This is a genomic window from Sorangium sp. So ce381, from assembly GCF_051473845.1.
GTDB lineage: Bacteria > Myxococcota_A > Polyangia > Polyangiales > Polyangiaceae > Sorangium > Sorangium atrum.
The window spans coordinates 394076-410016 of the sequence record NZ_CP150336.1 but is presented as its reverse complement, the minus strand read 5'-3'; the positions used below and the strand labels follow the sequence as shown (position 1 = coordinate 410016).

General features: G+C 69.8%; 9 protein-coding genes and 2 CRISPR repeat arrays (1 of these 11 cut by a window edge). Of the genes, 2 read left to right on the top strand and 7 right to left on the bottom strand.

Features of this window, described 5'->3' with window-relative positions:
* Nucleotides 1-2417: direct repeats of the CRISPR family, unit length 36 nt; unit sequence GCTTCAATGGGGCCGCCGCCTTTCAGCGGCGGAGAG (it extends 1654 nt beyond the left edge of the window).
* A 107-nt stretch (nucleotides 2418-2524) separates the two neighbouring features.
* Nucleotides 2525-6000: direct repeats of the CRISPR family, unit length 36 nt; unit sequence GCTTCAATGGGGCCGCCGCCTTTCAGCGGCGGAGAG.
* 699 nt (nucleotides 6001-6699) lie between these two features.
* Both WMF29_RS01535 and WMF29_RS01530 read left to right on the top strand, forming a co-directional pair.
* Nucleotides 6700-7554 (top strand): hypothetical protein, encoded by an 855-nt coding sequence (locus tag WMF29_RS01535; RefSeq protein WP_437327137.1) that lies wholly within the window; start codon nucleotides 6700-6702, stop codon nucleotides 7552-7554.
* A gap of 417 nt (nucleotides 7555-7971) precedes the next feature.
* The gene (locus tag WMF29_RS01530) at nucleotides 7972-8769 is read left to right on the top strand and encodes a hypothetical protein (protein WP_437327136.1); all 798 of its coding nucleotides are present in this window, start codon (nucleotides 7972-7974) and stop codon (nucleotides 8767-8769) included.
* A 28-nt stretch (nucleotides 8770-8797) separates the two neighbouring features.
* On the opposite strand, the gene WMF29_RS01525 is transcribed toward WMF29_RS01530, so the two are convergent.
* From WMF29_RS01525 to WMF29_RS01495, 7 genes are read right to left on the bottom strand one after another with little or no spacing between them, the layout of a single operon-like run.
* A complete protein-coding gene (locus tag WMF29_RS01525; RefSeq protein WP_437327135.1) occupies nucleotides 8798-9646 on the bottom strand; it encodes a hypothetical protein in 849 nt (282 codons plus the stop codon).
* A gap of 1 nt (nucleotide 9647) precedes the next feature.
* Complete coding sequence (locus WMF29_RS01520; protein ID WP_437327134.1) at nucleotides 9648-10637, bottom strand: RAMP superfamily CRISPR-associated protein; 990 nt, start codon at nucleotides 10635-10637, stop codon at nucleotides 9648-9650.
* A complete protein-coding gene (csx7, locus tag WMF29_RS01515) occupies nucleotides 10634-11551 on the bottom strand; it encodes a type III CRISPR-associated RAMP protein Csx7 (RefSeq protein ID WP_437327133.1) in 918 nt (305 codons plus the stop codon). The genes WMF29_RS01520 and csx7 (WMF29_RS01515) overlap by 4 nt, the downstream gene beginning before the upstream one ends.
* Entirely contained in the window at nucleotides 11551-12318 is a 768-nt protein-coding gene (csx7, locus tag WMF29_RS01510) for a type III CRISPR-associated RAMP protein Csx7 (protein ID WP_437327132.1), read from the bottom strand. Before csx7 (WMF29_RS01510) ends, csx7 (WMF29_RS01515) begins: the two co-directional genes overlap by 1 nt.
* Nucleotides 12299-12706: a hypothetical protein gene (locus WMF29_RS01505; RefSeq protein ID WP_437327131.1), complete on the bottom strand. Its 408-nt coding sequence runs from the start codon at nucleotides 12704-12706 to the stop codon at nucleotides 12299-12301. The genes csx7 (WMF29_RS01510) and WMF29_RS01505 overlap by 20 nt, the downstream gene beginning before the upstream one ends.
* Complete coding sequence (locus WMF29_RS01500) at nucleotides 12693-14504, bottom strand: RAMP superfamily CRISPR-associated protein (RefSeq protein ID WP_437331071.1); 1812 nt, start codon at nucleotides 14502-14504, stop codon at nucleotides 12693-12695. Before WMF29_RS01500 ends, WMF29_RS01505 begins: the two co-directional genes overlap by 14 nt.
* On the bottom strand, nucleotides 14501-15898 hold the full coding sequence (locus WMF29_RS01495; RefSeq protein ID WP_437327130.1) for a Cas10/Cmr2 second palm domain-containing protein: 1398 nt from the start codon (nucleotides 15896-15898) through the stop codon (nucleotides 14501-14503). Before WMF29_RS01495 ends, WMF29_RS01500 begins: the two co-directional genes overlap by 4 nt.
* Between the last annotated feature and the right edge of the window lie 43 nt (nucleotides 15899-15941).

The following is a 15941-nucleotide window of genomic DNA, read 5'->3' as shown; positions in this document are numbered from 1 at the left end:
AGCGTCAACCGTGCGCGCTCGCGCATCCCACGTCAAGGCTTCAATGGGGCCGCCGCCTTTCAGCGGCGGAGAGTTTCATGGGATTTGGCTTTCCCGTATCCTTCTCTCCCGCTTCAATGGGGCCGCCGCCTTTCAGCGGCGGAGAGATGGGCGGCAGGACGGAGCGCGCGGGCTCGTTGAGCGTGGGGCTTCAATGGGGCCGCCGCCTTTCAGCGGCGGAGAGGATCGCGGTGCTCCGCTTCGACGTCGCGTTCCAGATGCTTCAATGGGGCCGCCGCATTTCAGCGGCGGAGAGCGCGAAGAGCTTCGCGCCGGGACCGCCGTCCTCCTTGCCGCTTCAATGGGGCCGCCGCCTTTCAGCGGCGGAGAGCCGTGGGGCCCGGCCACGGTCGTGGTGAGCGACACGCTTCAATGGGGCCGCCGCCTTTCAGCGGCGGAGAGATCCTGCGCGGCACCGACGCCGCGCTGCCTTCGGAGCTTCAATGGGGCCGCCGCCTTTCAGCGGCGGAGAGAACCACGACGTTTCGCGTCACGCTGACGCGCTGTCCTGCGCTTCAATGGGGCCGCCGCCTTTCAGCGGCGGAGAGAGGCATGACATGGGACGAAAGAACGGCAATTCGAGGCTTCAATGGGGCCGCCGCCTTTCAGCGGCGGAGAGGGCGATGAGGACTACCTCGAGGGCGAGGAAGAGCTCGCTTCAATGGGGCCGCCGCCTTTCAGCGGCGGAGAGCCGCGAAGCTCACGCACCCCAAGGTGTCGGCGAGCATCGCGCTTCAATGGGGCCGCCGCATTTCAGCGGCGGAGAGCACTCATGCAGCGCCACCAAGGTGTTGCGCAACTTTACAAGCTTCAATGGGGCCGCCGCATTTCAGCGGCGGAGAGAGGAGATCGCGAACGCTGCCGTCTGGAGGGCTCAGCGCTTCAATGGGGCCGCCGCATTTCAGCGGCGGAGAGCTCGCGGCGATGGCCTTCTCCCCGCCACGCAGCGCGTTGCTTCAATGGGGCCGCCGCCTTTCAGCGGCGGAGAGCCGCCGCCGGCCTCGCCGCCCGCGCCGGGGCAGGAGCAAGCTTCAATGGGGCCGCCGCCTTTCAGCGGCGGAGAGACCGTCTGGGGAGCGCGTCAAGACTTGGGGCATGGCCTGCTTCAATGGGTCCGCCGCCTTTCAGCGGCGGAGAGTGGTCGAGAACGTCCGGGCCGCGGTGGTCGAGTTCGTGCTTCAATGGGGCCGCCGCCTTTCAGCGGCGGAGAGGGTGCGGGAACGTTCGTGGTCAACGCCATCGACGCGACGCTTCAATGGGGCCGCCGCCTTTCAGCGGCGGAGAGCGGGACGCAGCGTGAGCATCGCGCGGAGCACCGCCTAGCTTCAATGGGGCCGCCGCCTTTCAGCAGCGGAGAGGGCCTGAACGCGGCGTATCACTCGAACGTGAGCGGGACGGCTTCAATGGGGCCGCCGCCTTTCAGCGGCGGAGAGGTGCGGGACGCTCTCGTGGCGCGCGTGCCGCCGGGTGCTTCAATGGGGCCGCCGCCTTTCAGCGGCGGAGAGGTGAACGACGCGATCTACGCGGTCCCGACGACCGCCGCGCTTCAATGGGGCCGCCGCCTTTCAACGGCGGAGAGCTGACGGCGCCGGGCTTACCGCCTTGCGACGCGCTGCTTCAATGGGGCCGCCGCCTTTCAGCGGCGGAGAGTCTTGCAGGCGTTGCAGAGCGGCCAGTCCCAGATCGCCCAGCTTCAATGGGGCCGCCGCCTTTCAGCGGCGGAGAGCCCGCTCCACATCCCCACCGTGCTGCGCGACCGCTTCCCGCTTCAATGGGGCCGCCGCCTTTCAGCGGCGGAGAGACCCAAGTACCTTTCTCTCGCGCAGTAGCGGTCCCTGGCTTCAATGGGGCCGCCGCCTTTCAGCGGCGGAGAGCCCCCGAAGCGCAGGTGCGCCCCGTGCCGCAGTTCGCTTCAATGGGCCGCCGCCTTTCAGCGGCGGAGAGTCATCACCAAGGAGCACGGCCGGCAGCCGCTGCGCCTGCTTCAATGGGGCCGCCGCCTTTCAGCGGCGGAGAGCGCCCGAACGAGACGCGAGCCACGATCGCGCCTTCGCTTCAATGGGGCCGCCGCCTTTCAGCGGCGGAGAGTGCACCTCGCGGCAAAGCGATGGGGTATCGCCGACGAGCTTCAATGGGGCCGCCGCCTTTCAGCGGCGGAGAGAGGCGGCGACCGTGCTGGGTTCGACAGGGCTGACCATGCTTCAATGGGGCCGCCGCCTTTCAGCGGCGGAGAGCGTGGGGTGACGCATGGGGGCGGCGAAGAAGCAGACGCTTCAATGGGGCCGCCGCCTTTCAGCGGCGGAGAGATCGGGTGCTGCCGCTCTCGCACTGGACCGAGGTCGGCTTCAATGGGGCCGCCGCCTTTCAGCCGCGGAGAGCTCGCATCCCGAGCAGGCGGAAGCTCCCTCCACCCTGCTTCAATGGGGCCGCCGCCTTTAGCGGCGGAGAGAGGCGCGCGGACTCGCCGTCATCATCGAGGACCACTGGCTTCAATGGGGCCGCCGCCTTTCAGCGGCGGAGAGCAGGAGTTCAACCTGTGCATCGGCGAGTTCGTCGTGCTTCAATGGGGCCGCCGCCTTTCAGCGGCGGAGAGTCCGGGAGTCCGCCCACAAGTTCATGGAGCGGTTCCAGCTTCAATGGGGCCGCCGCCCCTCAGCGGCGGAGAGGCCGCGCGGGACGAAAGGATACACGTGAGTTCCACGGAGCTTCAATGGGGCCGCCGCCTTTCAGCGGCGGAGAGGGTGAACGCGCAGACCGCCAACCTCTGCGCCATCGCCGCCGCTTCAATGGGGCCGCCGCCTTTCAGCGGCGGAGAGCTACGGTACTGGTCAATATCACGCACACCTCGCGATAGCTTCAATGGGGCCGCCGCCTTTCAGCGGCGGAGAGCGTGCATCGACCGGAGCACCGGCGGGCGAAACGCTAGCTTCAATGGGGCCGCCGCCTTTCAGCGGCGGAGAGGAAGATCACCGGGCGCCCGTCCACGCCCACGTAGTCGCTTCAATGGGGCCGCCGCCTTTCAGCGGCGGAGAGTCGATAGGCCTCGGCGGCATCGTCTCGCCCCACTTGATGCTGCTTCAATGGGGCCGCCGCCTTTCGGCGGCGGAGAGGTACGCTTGGTCTTCACGGTCACGCCGGGACTCTCGCCGCTTCAATGGGGCCGCCGCATTTCAGCGGCGGAGAGGCATGGAGGGATGCCATAGAGACGGCGACCCAACAAAGCTTCAATGGGGCCGCCGCATTTCAGCGGCGGAGAGACGGCGCTGAAGCCGAGCGCGAAACCGGCGGCGCCGCTTCAATGGGGCCGCCGCCTTTCAGCGGCGGAGAGATCGCCGCCCTCGCCCAGCGCGTGCCGCCCGCTGCTGCGCTTCAATGGGGCCGCCGCCTTTCAGCGGCGGAGAGAGGCGTCGTGACGCCGTGTCGTGACGTGGGTCACTTGCTTCAATGGGGCCGCCGCATTTCAGCGGCGGAGAGCGAGACAGCTCTGCTCGCGGCGCGCGCGACGGAGTCGCTTCAATGGGGCCGCCGCCTTTCAGCGGCGGAGAGAACATCCCTCGGGAGGGCAACTACCCGGGTGAGGCGCTTCAATGGGGCCGCCGCCTTTCAGCGGCGGAGAGGGCAGCGGCGCCAAGGGAAAGAAGGGCAGCCGCACGCTTCAATGGGGCCGCCGCCTTTCAGCGGCGGAGAGCACCGGCGACGTCGAAGCGCACGTTGTAGTGGCGACGCTTCAATGGGGCCGCCGCCTTTCAGCGGCGGAGAGGAGGTTCTGGAGAGACTCCGGCGCTTCCGGATTCGGGGGCTTCAATGGGGCCGCCGCCTTTCAGCGGCGGAGAGGCGCTCGAGCCGCAGTATCAGGCGGTGGATCTCCTCACGCTTCAATGGGGCCGCCGCCTTTCAGCGGCGGAGAGAGGGGAGCAAGGGGCAGCAGGGGGCCCAGAAGCTGATCGAGCTTCAATGGGGCCGCCGCCTTTCAGCGGCGGAGAGTGGGACGAGGCGGGCTCGGACATCCGGAAGCACCTGCTGCTTCAATGGGGCCGCCGCCTTTCAGCGGCGGAGAGCTCGCCCTGTGTCGGGTCCGGCGGTCGGCGGAACTGGCAGCTTCAATGGGGCCGCCGCCTTTCAGCGGCGGAGAGGCGATCGAGTGGTACCCCGGGGGCGCGGTGCTCACGGAGCTTCAATGGGGCCGCCGCCTTTCAGCGGCGGAGAGGTCGAGTGCGAGTTCATCGAGTGGGGCTGGAACCTGGCTTCAATGGGGCCGCCGCCTTTCAGCGGCGGAGAGCCCCTCCCCGCCCCTCTCGCTGCTCCGCCCCTCGGGGCTTCAATGGGGCCGCCGCCTTTCAGCGGCGGAGAGTCGGTGATGGCGCCGATCTCCTGCGACCCGATGCGATAAAGCTTCAATGGGGCCGCCGCCTTTCAGCGGCGGAGAGCAAGCCCTCGCACGCCTTCCGGGACAGGCAGGTATTCGCTTCAATGGGGCCGCCGCCTTTCAGCGGCGGAGAGCTTACCTCCGGGTGCTGTCCGACGATGGCACCGCCGAGCTTCAATGGGGCCGCCGCCTTTCAGCGGCGGAGAGATGCACAACGCGCTGACCGCCGACGACCTGAGCGACCTGCTTCAATGGGGCCGCCGCCTTTCAGCGGCGGAGAGTGTCGCCAAGGCGCAGGCCGGCGCCGCCGCACTCGGGGCTTCAATGGGGCCGCCGCCTTTCAGCGGCGGAGAGAGAAGCTTCGCGGCGGCCCGCGATACACCGTCTGGGAGCTTCAATGGGGCCGCCGCCTTTCAGCGGCGGAGAGCTGGCGAGCGCGTGAGCCTCGCCGATGGCGTCGATCGGCTTCAATGGGGCCGCCGCCTTTCAGCGGCGGAGAGGTGTCATCGAACTCCTCCGGCATGTTGTCCGGGTGGCTTCAATGGGGCCGCCGCCTTTCAGCGGCGGAGAGGGACGCGCTGCGGAACTGCACGCTCATGATCGGCGGGCTTCAATGGGGCCGCCGCCTTTCAGCGGCGGAGAGGCGGCTTTGGCAGGGTACAGATACTATGTCGTCTCGCTTCAATGGGGCCGCCGCCTTTCAGCGGCGGAGAGCACCAGCATAGCGTCCTCCAGCAGGAGATGCAGGATGCGCTTCAATGGGGCCGCCGCCTTTCAGCGGCGGAGAGGCGGACAACGACGCCGCTACCGCCAACTCGTTCCCGATGCTTCAATGGGGCCGCCGCCTTTCAGCGGCGGAGAGGTGCTCACGCCGAAGGAACTCGCGGAGCTCCTGCATATGCTTCAATGGGGCCGCCGCCTTTCAGCGGCGGAGAGCTACTCGCACGCGGCGAAGCGCCTCGGCTGCGCGCCGCTTCAATGGGGCCGCCGCCTTTCAGCGGCGGAGAGTCTCGGGCGCGCGGGGCAAGCGCTCTCTACGCGGCTCGGCTTCAATGGGGCCGCCGCCTTTCAGCGGCGGAGAGCGAACTCGACCCTCGTGCTCCCGCCCGGCTTCGACTTGCTTCAATGGGGCCGCCGCCTTTCAGCGGCGGAGAGGGCGATGTATCTCTGTACCGACCCAGCGACCGCGCTGCTTCAATGGGGCCGCCGCCTTTCAGCGGCGGAGAGGCACTGCCTCACTGCATCGAAAGGAGTTCACGTGTGATGGCTTCAATGGGGCCGCCGCCTTTCAGCGGCGGAGAGCTTGGGCTCGCGCGCGCCGCGCTCGACGCGACGAAGGTGCTTCAATGGGGCCGCCGCCTTTCAGCGGCGGAGAGAGCGCGTGGCGGGGCTCGAGGCGCCGGCCGACATCCTGCTTCAATGGGGCCGCCGCCTTTCAGCGGCGGAGAGGTCCGAGGCTTCATCGCCCCGGTCTGCCTCCCGATCGAGCTTCAATGGGGCCGCCGCCTTTCAGCGGCGGAGAGGCGCACGCTCACGCGCTGCCGCGCGTTCAGCGCAGCGCTTCAATGGGGCCGCCGCCTTTCAGCGGCGGAGAGCGACCTCCCAGGCCTACCTGACATTTCGCGTACTTGCAAACGGGTTTGCGAGAGGTTCCCGTCTCGCCCCCCGTTCCGGCTGCCGGAGACCGCTCCGCGAGCGCCCAGCCATCTTGAAATCCATCGTCTTTTCAAACACCTGGCGGCCTTGCGAGCGCCCCCCGGGGTTTTCGCGCCACCCCACCGCTCGCAGCCGGTGCACTCGCCCTCTTCTACCACGCCTCCTCCTCCCCTCGCCCCACCCTTCCGTCCTTCCGGACGCCCTGCCGCCGCGTCCCCCGCCTCCGCGGTTCGCCGCCCCGCGTCCGGCGCCGCCGCCCCCGGCGCGCCGGGCTCATCCCCCGCCTTGCGCCACGTCATCCCCGCGTCCACCGGCTCGCCCCCCACATCGCCCGACTCATCCCCCAGCGCGCCGGCCTGGCCCCCCGCGGGGCGCTCACCTTCCGAGCTAGGGACGCCGCTCGCCGACCTGGGGCTCGCGCCCGCCGACCCGGGGCTCGCGCCCGCCGACCCGGGGCTCGCGCCCGCCGCTCCGGGGCTCGCCCGCGCCAAGCCGGGGCCGCCGTCCGCCACCCTCAGCGCCCGCCCGTCCGTGCCGGTGCCCCCCGCCCGGCGAGCGCGCAGAGCACGTTACGGACGCACTCCACGCATCGACAGCCATCCATCTCCTGATTACCTCCGTGCGCTGGGAGGTGAATCATGGCCAAGCTCACGATAGGTCAGAAGGCCGAACGAGTGCTCCTGTTGCTCATGGGGCTCCGCAAGAACAAGGTCGCCGCGGCGCTCGTCGCCCACGGCTTCTCCGATGACGATCTCGCCGAGGGATGGCGCCTGCTCCAGCGCGTCACCCGCACCCGCCTCGGCTTCGTCGCCACCGCCGCCGCCGCCGACACCGGCTTGATCAACGAGCTCGATGCCTGGGAAAACAAGTGGTTCCCCATCGCGTCAGCCACCCTCAAGCGCCACACTCCGCAAGCGTACGCCTTCGTCTTCCGCAACCTCGCCCAGACCGAGGGCGCCGCCGTCCTCGTCTCCGTCGGCACCTTCGTCGAACGCTGGGAGAAACTCGCCAGGTCCAAGGAAAAGGGCGGCCCCGACGCCCAGGGCGACGATGCGCGCAAGATGCTCACCAAGCGCGGCCTGACCAAGGCCGTCGTCGACGAGGCAAAAGAGCTCCTCGCCCGCGCAGGAAAGCTGGAGCCCACCGCCGAGATCCCGCCCGCCTCCGCCGCCGACGAGGACTTCGACACGGCCGAGCAGCAGCTCTGGGACTGGTACCTGGAGTGGAGCACCATCGTCCAGACCGCCATCAAGGACCGAAGGCTCCTCCGCGAGCTCGGCTTCCGCCGCGCCAGCTCCTCCAAGGCCGCTCCGGCCAGCGAGGCCGCCGACGAGGAGACCGACGACGACAGCGAAAACGACGCCGCCGAGCCGCAGGCCGAGACCGGCGCGTTCCTCACCGGCGCCCCCGTCGCGAAGGCCAAGACCGGCGCCCCCGTTGCGAACGCCAAGACCGGCGCCCCCGTCGCGAACGCCAAGCGCAAGGGGCGCTGAGCGGCGCGGCGCGGCGCGGGCACACCGCGCCCACGCCCTCTCCCCCTGCCTCGCTCCCCCCACCTCCATCCGTCGATTCGCGCGTCCCCGGACGCGGCACCAGATGCACAGCGCCAGATGCGCAGCGCCGCGCTCGCAACGCGATTGCAGCACGACATCGATACGGCACACGTAATACCGCTGCTCCCGCTCCTCCCCATACGCGGTGCCCCTCTCCCTCGCTTCGCAAAAACAGCACGCCACGCGCCGCAATTGGCTTGCTGACACGCTCGACAGATCCCATCCTCGCCCCGCATCGATGCGCAGCAGATTCGACGCCTTCGGCAAGAACGTCCTTCGCGATACCCTCACCCGCGTCGGCGCCGCCGACACCCAGGTCGAGGTCATCGCGGCCAGGTCATCGCGGCTTCCTGGACCATGAACGTCTGGTACGTACCCGATCCCGCCCGCGCCGCCTTGCGCGCCGAGCTCGGCCTGCTCGGCGCGCTCGCGGCGGAGCCCTGCCAGTTCGAACCTTTTCACGACCCCCCTGGCCCGGACGAGCTGCGCGACTGCGTTCGCAGGCAGCTCCACCGGCACCAGGAGCTCAAGCGCCGCGCCGGTGCCACCGTACCCGTACCGCGGCTGTGCGTCCTCAGCAGCGACCGACCCACCGCCGTGCTCGACGCGTTCGGCTTCGAGCCGGTACCAGGGCGCCCCGGCCTCTACCGCTCTGCGCCAGGTTGGCGAGTCGAGATCGTGGTCATCTCGGAGCTGCCGCGCACCCGCGACACCCTGGTCCTGCGCCTGCTCGGCGCGCGAGCCGTGCGCCGCGACGCGATCCGCGAGCTCGCCGCCCTGCCTGACGACGCCTGGGAGAGGGACATCGCCCTACCCTGGCTGGCACGCCTGGGCTTCGAGACCCAGGTCGAGCCCTCGGCGCGTGCGGCCGGAGACGCGGAAGAGGAGGACATCGCGACGGAAGTTCACCAGTGGTTCGAGCAGCTCAAGCAATCGATCCGCGACGAGGCGCGGAAGGAGGGCCTCCAAGAGGGCCAGCTCCGGGTGCTGACGACGCAGTTCGAGAAGAAGCTAGGGCGACCGCTGAGCGAGGCGGAGCATCCCGTGATGGCCGAACGGCTCGACCGCCTCGGTTCCGACCGGCTCGACGACGTCCGGCTGGAGCTCTCCGCCGACGCGCTCGCCGCCTGGCTCGCCGACCCGGCAGCGCGCTGAGGGCAGCCATCACCTCGGCCGGTGGCCCCTACGCATCGTGCCTTCGCGTCGGCGTCAGCGACAACCTCCCCACGAACACCACCCCATCCGCCCGTCGCTCCATCCCGCTCGCGTAGCAGACCCAATCCTGCGCTCCCGGCGTCGTCCGGATCCGCTCGAACACCTCGCCCATCCCAGCGGTCCGCGTCGTCGAACACACGAGACGCATCCCCCTCGCGACGCCCTCCAGGGCCGTCAGACCGAGCTGCGCATCCTTCGGCTCTTTGCCCCTCTTCACACGATCCGCCGCCCTCCCGCGCTCCTCCCTGGCCTTGCCGAGCTCCGCGAACTGGACCGCCACCTCGTCGGGCAGCGCCGCCGGAGCCTCCGGCAGCTTCGCGGCCGGCGCTGGCACCGCGCTCGGTACCGGCCGCGGAGCCACCGCGAGCGCCGCCCTCCTCCGGCGCTCGACCTCGGCCATCCGCGCGCCGAAGCTCTTCGTCGCCGGCCTCGCAACCGGAGCGCGCCCGCCGCTTCCCGTCGACTCGCGGCGCAGCGCCTCGTGATGCCTCGCGAGCCGCTTGAGCCAGCCGAGCTCGACGAGCAGCTCCGCTGTCTTCAGCCCAGGCGTCGACAGGAGCCGCCGCTCGAGCCAGCCGCCGATCTCGTTGAGCGCCACCTTTGGCTCCGGCCGGTCCGCATACGATGAGCCCCAGAGCGCATCGAGCAACCGCAGCGCGCGGAGCGGCGCCTCGATCTCGTCCGCGTCCACGTCGCCGACGGCCGCCGGATCCCGCAGGGCCTGCATCGCCTCGGACAGGAACCGCCCGTGGTTGGCCGTGCCCATCCCCGTCGCGTCGCGCTCCAGGCGCGCCATCCGCTCGCGCATCCCGCTCATGTCAACAAGGCCTCTCGTGGATCTCGACGAGCTTGACGACGCCGCCCTCCCATCGATCACCCGACGCATCGAACGCCTTCCGCCACGCATCGATGGCCGGCTCGCGGGAGCGGCGGAGCTCATCGCGGAGCTGGTAGCCCACCGTCGCGACTGCCGCGCGACCGAAGCCGTGCCCCTTCCCAGCGCCGATCTTGAGATAGGTCTTCGGCTCCACCCCAAGCGCGACCAGCAGCGCGCCCAGCTCGGCGGCGTCGACGTTGAAGAGGTGAATCGCACCGCAGAAACGCGTCCCCGCTGGTGCAACCTCGACCTGCTGCCTTCGCGGCGCCCCATCGGTCGATGGATTGGCCCCCACATAGAACTTCCGGCCGTAGAGCCGGCTGACCTCGAACTCGGGCTCCCGTCCGCTCCGGTCGATGCGGAAGTCGCCCAGGTGATGCAGCCGCGGTTCGTACTGCTCCGGCATCTCCGCGACGGCGGAGCGCGCCGCTTCGTCGGCCAGGAAATCGGCGACACGGACGCGGCTCTGGAGCGACTCGTCCTTGTACTGGAAGCCGAACAGCGCGCAGGCCGCGCAGAGTCGGTTGTCGCGACCGCAGCGCTCGTCGAAGATCGGCATCTGCCGAACCGCGGCCGTGAGCCGGCCCCGCCTCACATCCGGGTAGCTCTGAGAGATGATGAACCCACGGTCGCTCGGCGGCTCGAACGCGCAGCTCCGCGTGATGGCCTCGAAGCGCGCACGGAGGACGCCTTTGAGGGTGGAGCCGGGGAGGACGAGGCGTTCGCCGGCGCGCGCCGTCCGGCGGACGACCCTGCCGCCCTGCTCGGCCTTGAAGCCGGAGCCGACATGGATCGGCTGGTGGCATGCGATCTCCACGCGGAGCGTCCCGAACCAGGCCCCAGGCATCCGGCGATCGTGGCGCGCCCACGGGCGCGACTCCCGCCGCACCGTCGCGCCCGTGTCCGGGAAGGGGACGAACTCGTAGCTCATCCGAGCGCCCCCAGCGCGTCGAGGCCGGCTTCCATCCATTCCTTCGTTTGCTCGCCCGAAACCGCGAAGCGGACGAAGAGCCCCCGGCGGCGCCCCTCGACCGCCGGCAGCTTGCCTTCCGGCAGGAGGCCGTACTCGCGCCGCCTCGGCTCGGGCACGATGTCGCCGATTCCAGCGGGATTCATTCCGGCGTGCGCCGCTTGCTCGTGAACCATCGACGCCACGGTGAGGCCCACGACGCCAAGACCGCGGCTCTTGCTCGACCCGAGCTGAGCAAGCCCTTCCTCGATCTCATCGAAGGCGGTCGCCAGGAGACCGAGCTGCCAGACCTGGTAATTCTCCAGCGCGATCTCGCCCCAGAACGACGTGCCGGCGGGCACGACCTCCTGATCGAAGAGCTTCCCACGGCTGACGCCGCCCGAAACGCGGTTGATAGCGACGCCGAACCGGACCTGGGTCCGATTGGCGCTGGCCATCAGCCGGAGATCTGCCGTCGAGAGCTCGTCGCCTTGCCCTTCCCAGGGGAACAGATCGCGGATCGCCGCGCGCCCCTTCATCGCGAGGGAGCCAAAGACACGGCACGCGAGGCAGTGCTCGCGGTGGATGTCAGGACCGCCCGCACGCGTGCGCCCGCGCTCGCCGCACGCGGCCGTCGGGCTCAAGGGATCGCACGCCCCCTCGACGCCGCCCAGCTTGCGCCCGCGGACGCTGGACTCAGCGACCGACCGCACCACGCCCTTGAGGCTGGAGCCCGGCACATACACGGTGCGGTCGACATCGCCGCGCCGGGTACGCACGCACTTCAGGTCCGAGCCCGTCGGATCGAGGCCAGTATCGCCGGCCCGGATCAGGAGCGGCGTCCTGGTCGTGATGCGGATGCGCAGCAGCGCTCGGTTCCCCGTCTCGCTGAACATCACGTACCCCCTTCCGCCAGGGTCGCGAGCGCCGCGCGGTAACCGTCGAGCTCCGCTTCGACGTCGAGCGACTCGACCTTCTTGCCCGCAAGGAGCTGCGCGGCAGTGACGCGCTCGAGCGCGCTCCACGCGATGCTCACGCGCCCGAGACCGCGCGAGGTGAAGCCGCCGATCGCGGTGAAGCCCTCGGCGATCTGATCGAGCCCGGTGACGAGGAGACCCATGAGCCAGGGCTCTGGGTTGACGACGAAGATCTCGAGCGAGAACGCCGTCCCGGGCGAGACGACCTCCAGATCATACTTCCGCCGTCCGGCGGCGACGCGAAGGTCGCGGTCGATCGATACGCCATCGCGTGTCTCGACCGGAGGGGACCCGTTCTCGTCGAGCATCCGCGCGTCGCTGAAGCGAACGTGGCTGGCCACCAGGTGGCTACCGAACAGCCGGCATACGGCGCAGTGCTCCTTGAGCGGGCCGGAGCGCTCGCCGCCCGCCGCGCAGGCGTCGTCTCCGAGAGGATCGCACGCTCGCAGTCGTTCGTTCTTCGCCGCGCGCAGTATCCCTTCGAGCGTCGAGCGCACGACGCCCTTGAGCGACGAGCCGGGGATGAAGGGGTAGCCGTGCACGGTCTTCTGCACCGGCAGATCAGCGGCGCCGACATCGCCGCCTCCGCTGCTGCCAACGTGGAGCGCCGTCTGCGCCGTGATCACGCCCGTCAGGCGAACACGGGAGCGGAGGACGTCGAAATCGTCAACGCGAGGCTCGTTCATGGCCCCTCCCGCCCGCTGCGACGGCGTCCTGGTACACGTAAGCGCGCGCCATGTAGGTGGCGTAGAGCTTCCACGCGGCGACCCGCACGCCTTCCGGGAGCTTGTCGAGGATCGGCTGCACCGCGGCGAGGACCGCCCTCGTGAAGTCCGCCTCCCATTCGTTGCGGCCCGCCTGGTAGCGGAGGTAATTGGCGAGCTCCTCCGCGCACTGGGCTTCGTTGCACAGGCCGATGAGGTTCGAGAACTGCGTCTTCTTCGGCTTGATCAACCTGCCCTGTTTGAAGCGCGTCTCGATGACGCTCTCGGCCGCGAGGACGAGCTCCTTGCGATGCTGCTGGAGAAGCTGCGCCTGTTCGCGGTGGGTCCGTGCCGCTTCATCCATCTTCACGTTGCCTGATCCCTTCATAGATGAATGGGTCAAAACAAAGGACACGGCCGAACCCCTGGCGGGTCCGGTCTCCGACCCCCTGAGACTCGATCCGTGCCAGCACGGTGGCAAGCTCGCGCCAGTGCGACGCATCCACCAGCTCGGCCACGAACACCGCCCCCGCCTGCACTGCGCGGGCCACATCGCGCGGCCCGGTGCGCTGGTCCCAGCCGCGCTCGATATCGAAGCGGCGCGCCACGACAGGCCAGCGAACGGCACACCCGAGCGCGCCGCCGAGGGCCGCCCGGCCGTCGTCCCCGCTCGGCGGGAGCAGCGGAGAGAGCAGCGTGAAGGCGATGAGGCGCCCCACGCGGTCGCCGGGGAGGCCGAGGTCCTTTTCGAGGCGCCGGGCAAGCGCCCGATCGAACCTCTCGCCTCGCTCCGCGACGGACGCCATGGGTGCCGGTGTGGTCACCTGCGCAATGTCGATGGCCCCCCATCCCATGGCCCGAGCGCGCCCCACCGACAGGGGCCGCTGGAGCGCCCGTTGGAGGTGCTCCCTGGATGCCTCCGGAATGTTGCGAATCCGTCCCACGAACCGCGCTCCACGCTCAATCTGCGCGTGCGAAAAGAGCATCTTGTCGCGCGCGGACCCGCGCTGTCGATCCATGGCGACCCGAGTCGTGAGACGCGTGCTCGGCGGCCCGCTCGCCCGCCGCGAACCGCGCGCCGCTCGAAGGACATGGCCGCAGCCGGCTACCGGGCAGGTCTCGACGATGTGCTCCGCAATGCGGGCCGCCTCTGTGGGCGTTCGAACGGTATCGACCGCGATGCGATCGAGGAGCGTATCGACGACACCATGGCGCGGATCGGCCTTGCACTGCCGAGCTGTGAGCGGCCATGGTCCCGCGATTCCATCGGCGTCGAAGCCATCGACCGGATACAGAAAGTCGAAGATGGCGCCGCCCTCGTCTTCGGCGACCAGGGCCTGAAAATCGGGCTCGTTCGGATCGTCGAGGATCTCGGCGAGGGCAAAGCCGATCGCTCCACGGAGCGCCGAGCCGGGGATGTCGAGGCGCGTGTCGCGGAAGTTCCCCGCCGCAAGCGGGACGCCGATCGACGCGGGCGTCCGGAGCACGATGGAGAGCTCGATCTCACTCGCGGGGGGCATAGGCCGCGGCACAATCTCGCTCGAGACCCATTGAAGCTTCATTTCCACGCGCGCGAGCCCGCCGCTCTTGCCCGCACCGACGTGCGTGGTCGCTGCCACAGCGGCCTCGAAGTCCCGGCGGACCTGCTCATCTGTGATGGTGAGGCGGCCGCGGGCCCGATACATGAGACCTTCTTCCGGCACGGCACGGCGAAAGAGCCTCTTGCTGGATGCGCTGCGTCGCCGTCGATCGATGGCGACGCCGTGGCGCGTCTGCCAGGCGATCGCGCCCTCGTCGACCGGAACCGCCTCGCCGAGGACGAGAGCGGAGAAGGTCCTGGAGGCTTCGGGCAGCACCGAGCGACCACCCCCGAACAGGCGGCAACCCCGGCACGACGTTCCGCCGGCGAGCTGGCAGGGCCCTCGTTCCGACGGGCCGGGCCGGCGCGGATCCACGCCGTCGCCCCCGGCGCAAGCGGGCTCGCCCACAGCGCGGAGCAGCGCCTCCAGCGCCTCCCGCAGCGCGCCGCGGAGGGCCGAGGCCGGGATGACCGGCCGGCCGTCTGGGAGGCGGGCATGGGCGACGCTGACGCCCTCGGGAGCCGGCGAGTGGCCGCCGATCAACACGCTCCCGCTCGGAAACGACAAGATCAGCTCGAACTCGCTCATCGCTTGCCCTCGCTCAACCGGGCCAACGCCAGCATGGCCGGGTCCGGGATGTGCTGCCGTACGGCCTTGCGATCCCGCCAGTCCACGCCGCATTGCCGGAACCAAGCTTGCCAGGACTCCGAGCGCGCGAGCTGGTAGTAGAACCGGTTGTCTCGCTCGGCCTCGTCGAGCGACCACGCGTCGGACGCCGCGGAGCGCTGAGCCGCGGGGACGTCGCCGAGCGCCCGCGCGTTCCGGAGGACCTGCGCCCAGCGATCGCCGGCGACAGGCCGATGGAGGCCCTTCCTTGTACGGCTTGACGCCTCGTCGACGCCGCCTTCCGAGGCGACGATCGCGAAGTCGACGGCGGACCGGGCGTCGCCGCGAAGGCAGAAGCGCTTCGCCTCCTTCTCGAGATCACGCGCCTGGTCGACGAGGCGGGACGCCGGCACCTGGTACGGTGCGACGAACAGGCCGACGCCGACGCCGAGCCCGCGCAGGCGATCGAGCGACTCGGCCCCGAGCGCACCAGCGAGCCCACCGACGGCGGCCGCTTGGCGCTCGACCGCGCTCACGAGCGCGCCGACGTACTCGAGCGCGGCCTCCGGTGGCAAGAACGCCTTGAGGTCGTCTCCGCCGGCGACGAGCGCGACGTTGCGCGGCTCCCCGGCGTGCTTCATCGCCTCTCGGTGGGCGTTCCTGAAGATGTCCGAGATCGCGGTGCTGCCGATCGCGAGCGCCGCGAGGCTGTGAAGCGACCGGAAGAACAGGCCGAGGTGATTGCCATCCGCGCAAACCACGGCGATTTTGCCGTTCGTCGACAGGTCCTCCAGCGTCCATCGCCCGCGGGCCTCTCCCTTTTCTATCTCGCGGCCGACACGGATGAGTGAATAGCATCGATCGCAAACGAACTCGTTGTCAGAGTCAGGCTTTTCAGATCGACGGCTGGCCGGGCGCGCATGGCAATCGGCGCACGCTCCGCGCGAGAAATCGAGCTCGAACTGCTCGGGATCGCAGGCGTATCGCGCGGTCGCCTGTTTGAGACGAAGCCAGTCGAGGGACGCCGCTTCGCCCGCAGGGTCGAACGGAACGTCGGCGACCGCGAGCGGCGACCCGTGCGTGAGGCGGCGGAACTCACGCTTGAGATCCTCGATGTGGTCGGGGGCGTGCCGCTCCGGCACGACGAGGACGCCACGACCACCGCCGGCGAACACCGTCTCAATGCGACGGCTGATGAGGTCGTCGAACAGCTTGATGGCCTCGCTCGCACCGTGGATGGCAACAGGACGACTGCTCGCGGTGACGAAGCGTTGGATCTCGACGGCCTCGAAGCCGACGAGCCGAGCCGGGGAGCCTGCGGATGCGATTGCGCCTGCGACCTTTCGCTTCTTCTCGGCAACGTCGATCTGGATCATGCTCTCTCCGATCCGCCTCCGCGCTCGCGCCGCACGGCTGCTG

Excerpts from the sequence above, each read along its gene's own strand:
- WMF29_RS01535 (WP_437327137.1), top strand. The coding sequence starts at position 6,700 with ATGGCCAAGCTCACGATAGGTCAGAAGGCCGAACGAGTGCTCCTGTTG.
- WMF29_RS01530 (WP_437327136.1), top strand. The coding sequence starts at position 7,972 with ATGAACGTCTGGTACGTACCCGATCCCGCCCGCGCCGCCTTGCGCGCC.
- WMF29_RS01525 (WP_437327135.1), bottom strand. The coding sequence starts at position 9,646 with ATGAGCGGGATGCGCGAGCGGATGGCGCGCCTGGAGCGCGACGCGACG.
- WMF29_RS01520 (WP_437327134.1), bottom strand. The coding sequence starts at position 10,637 with ATGAGCTACGAGTTCGTCCCCTTCCCGGACACGGGCGCGACGGTGCGG.
- csx7 (WP_437327133.1), bottom strand. The coding sequence starts at position 11,551 with ATGTTCAGCGAGACGGGGAACCGAGCGCTGCTGCGCATCCGCATCACG.
- csx7 (WP_437327132.1), bottom strand. The coding sequence starts at position 12,318 with ATGAACGAGCCTCGCGTTGACGATTTCGACGTCCTCCGCTCCCGTGTT.
- WMF29_RS01500 (WP_437331071.1), bottom strand. The coding sequence starts at position 14,504 with ATGAGCGAGTTCGAGCTGATCTTGTCGTTTCCGAGCGGGAGCGTGTTG.
- WMF29_RS01495 (WP_437327130.1), bottom strand. The coding sequence starts at position 15,898 with ATGATCCAGATCGACGTTGCCGAGAAGAAGCGAAAGGTCGCAGGCGCA.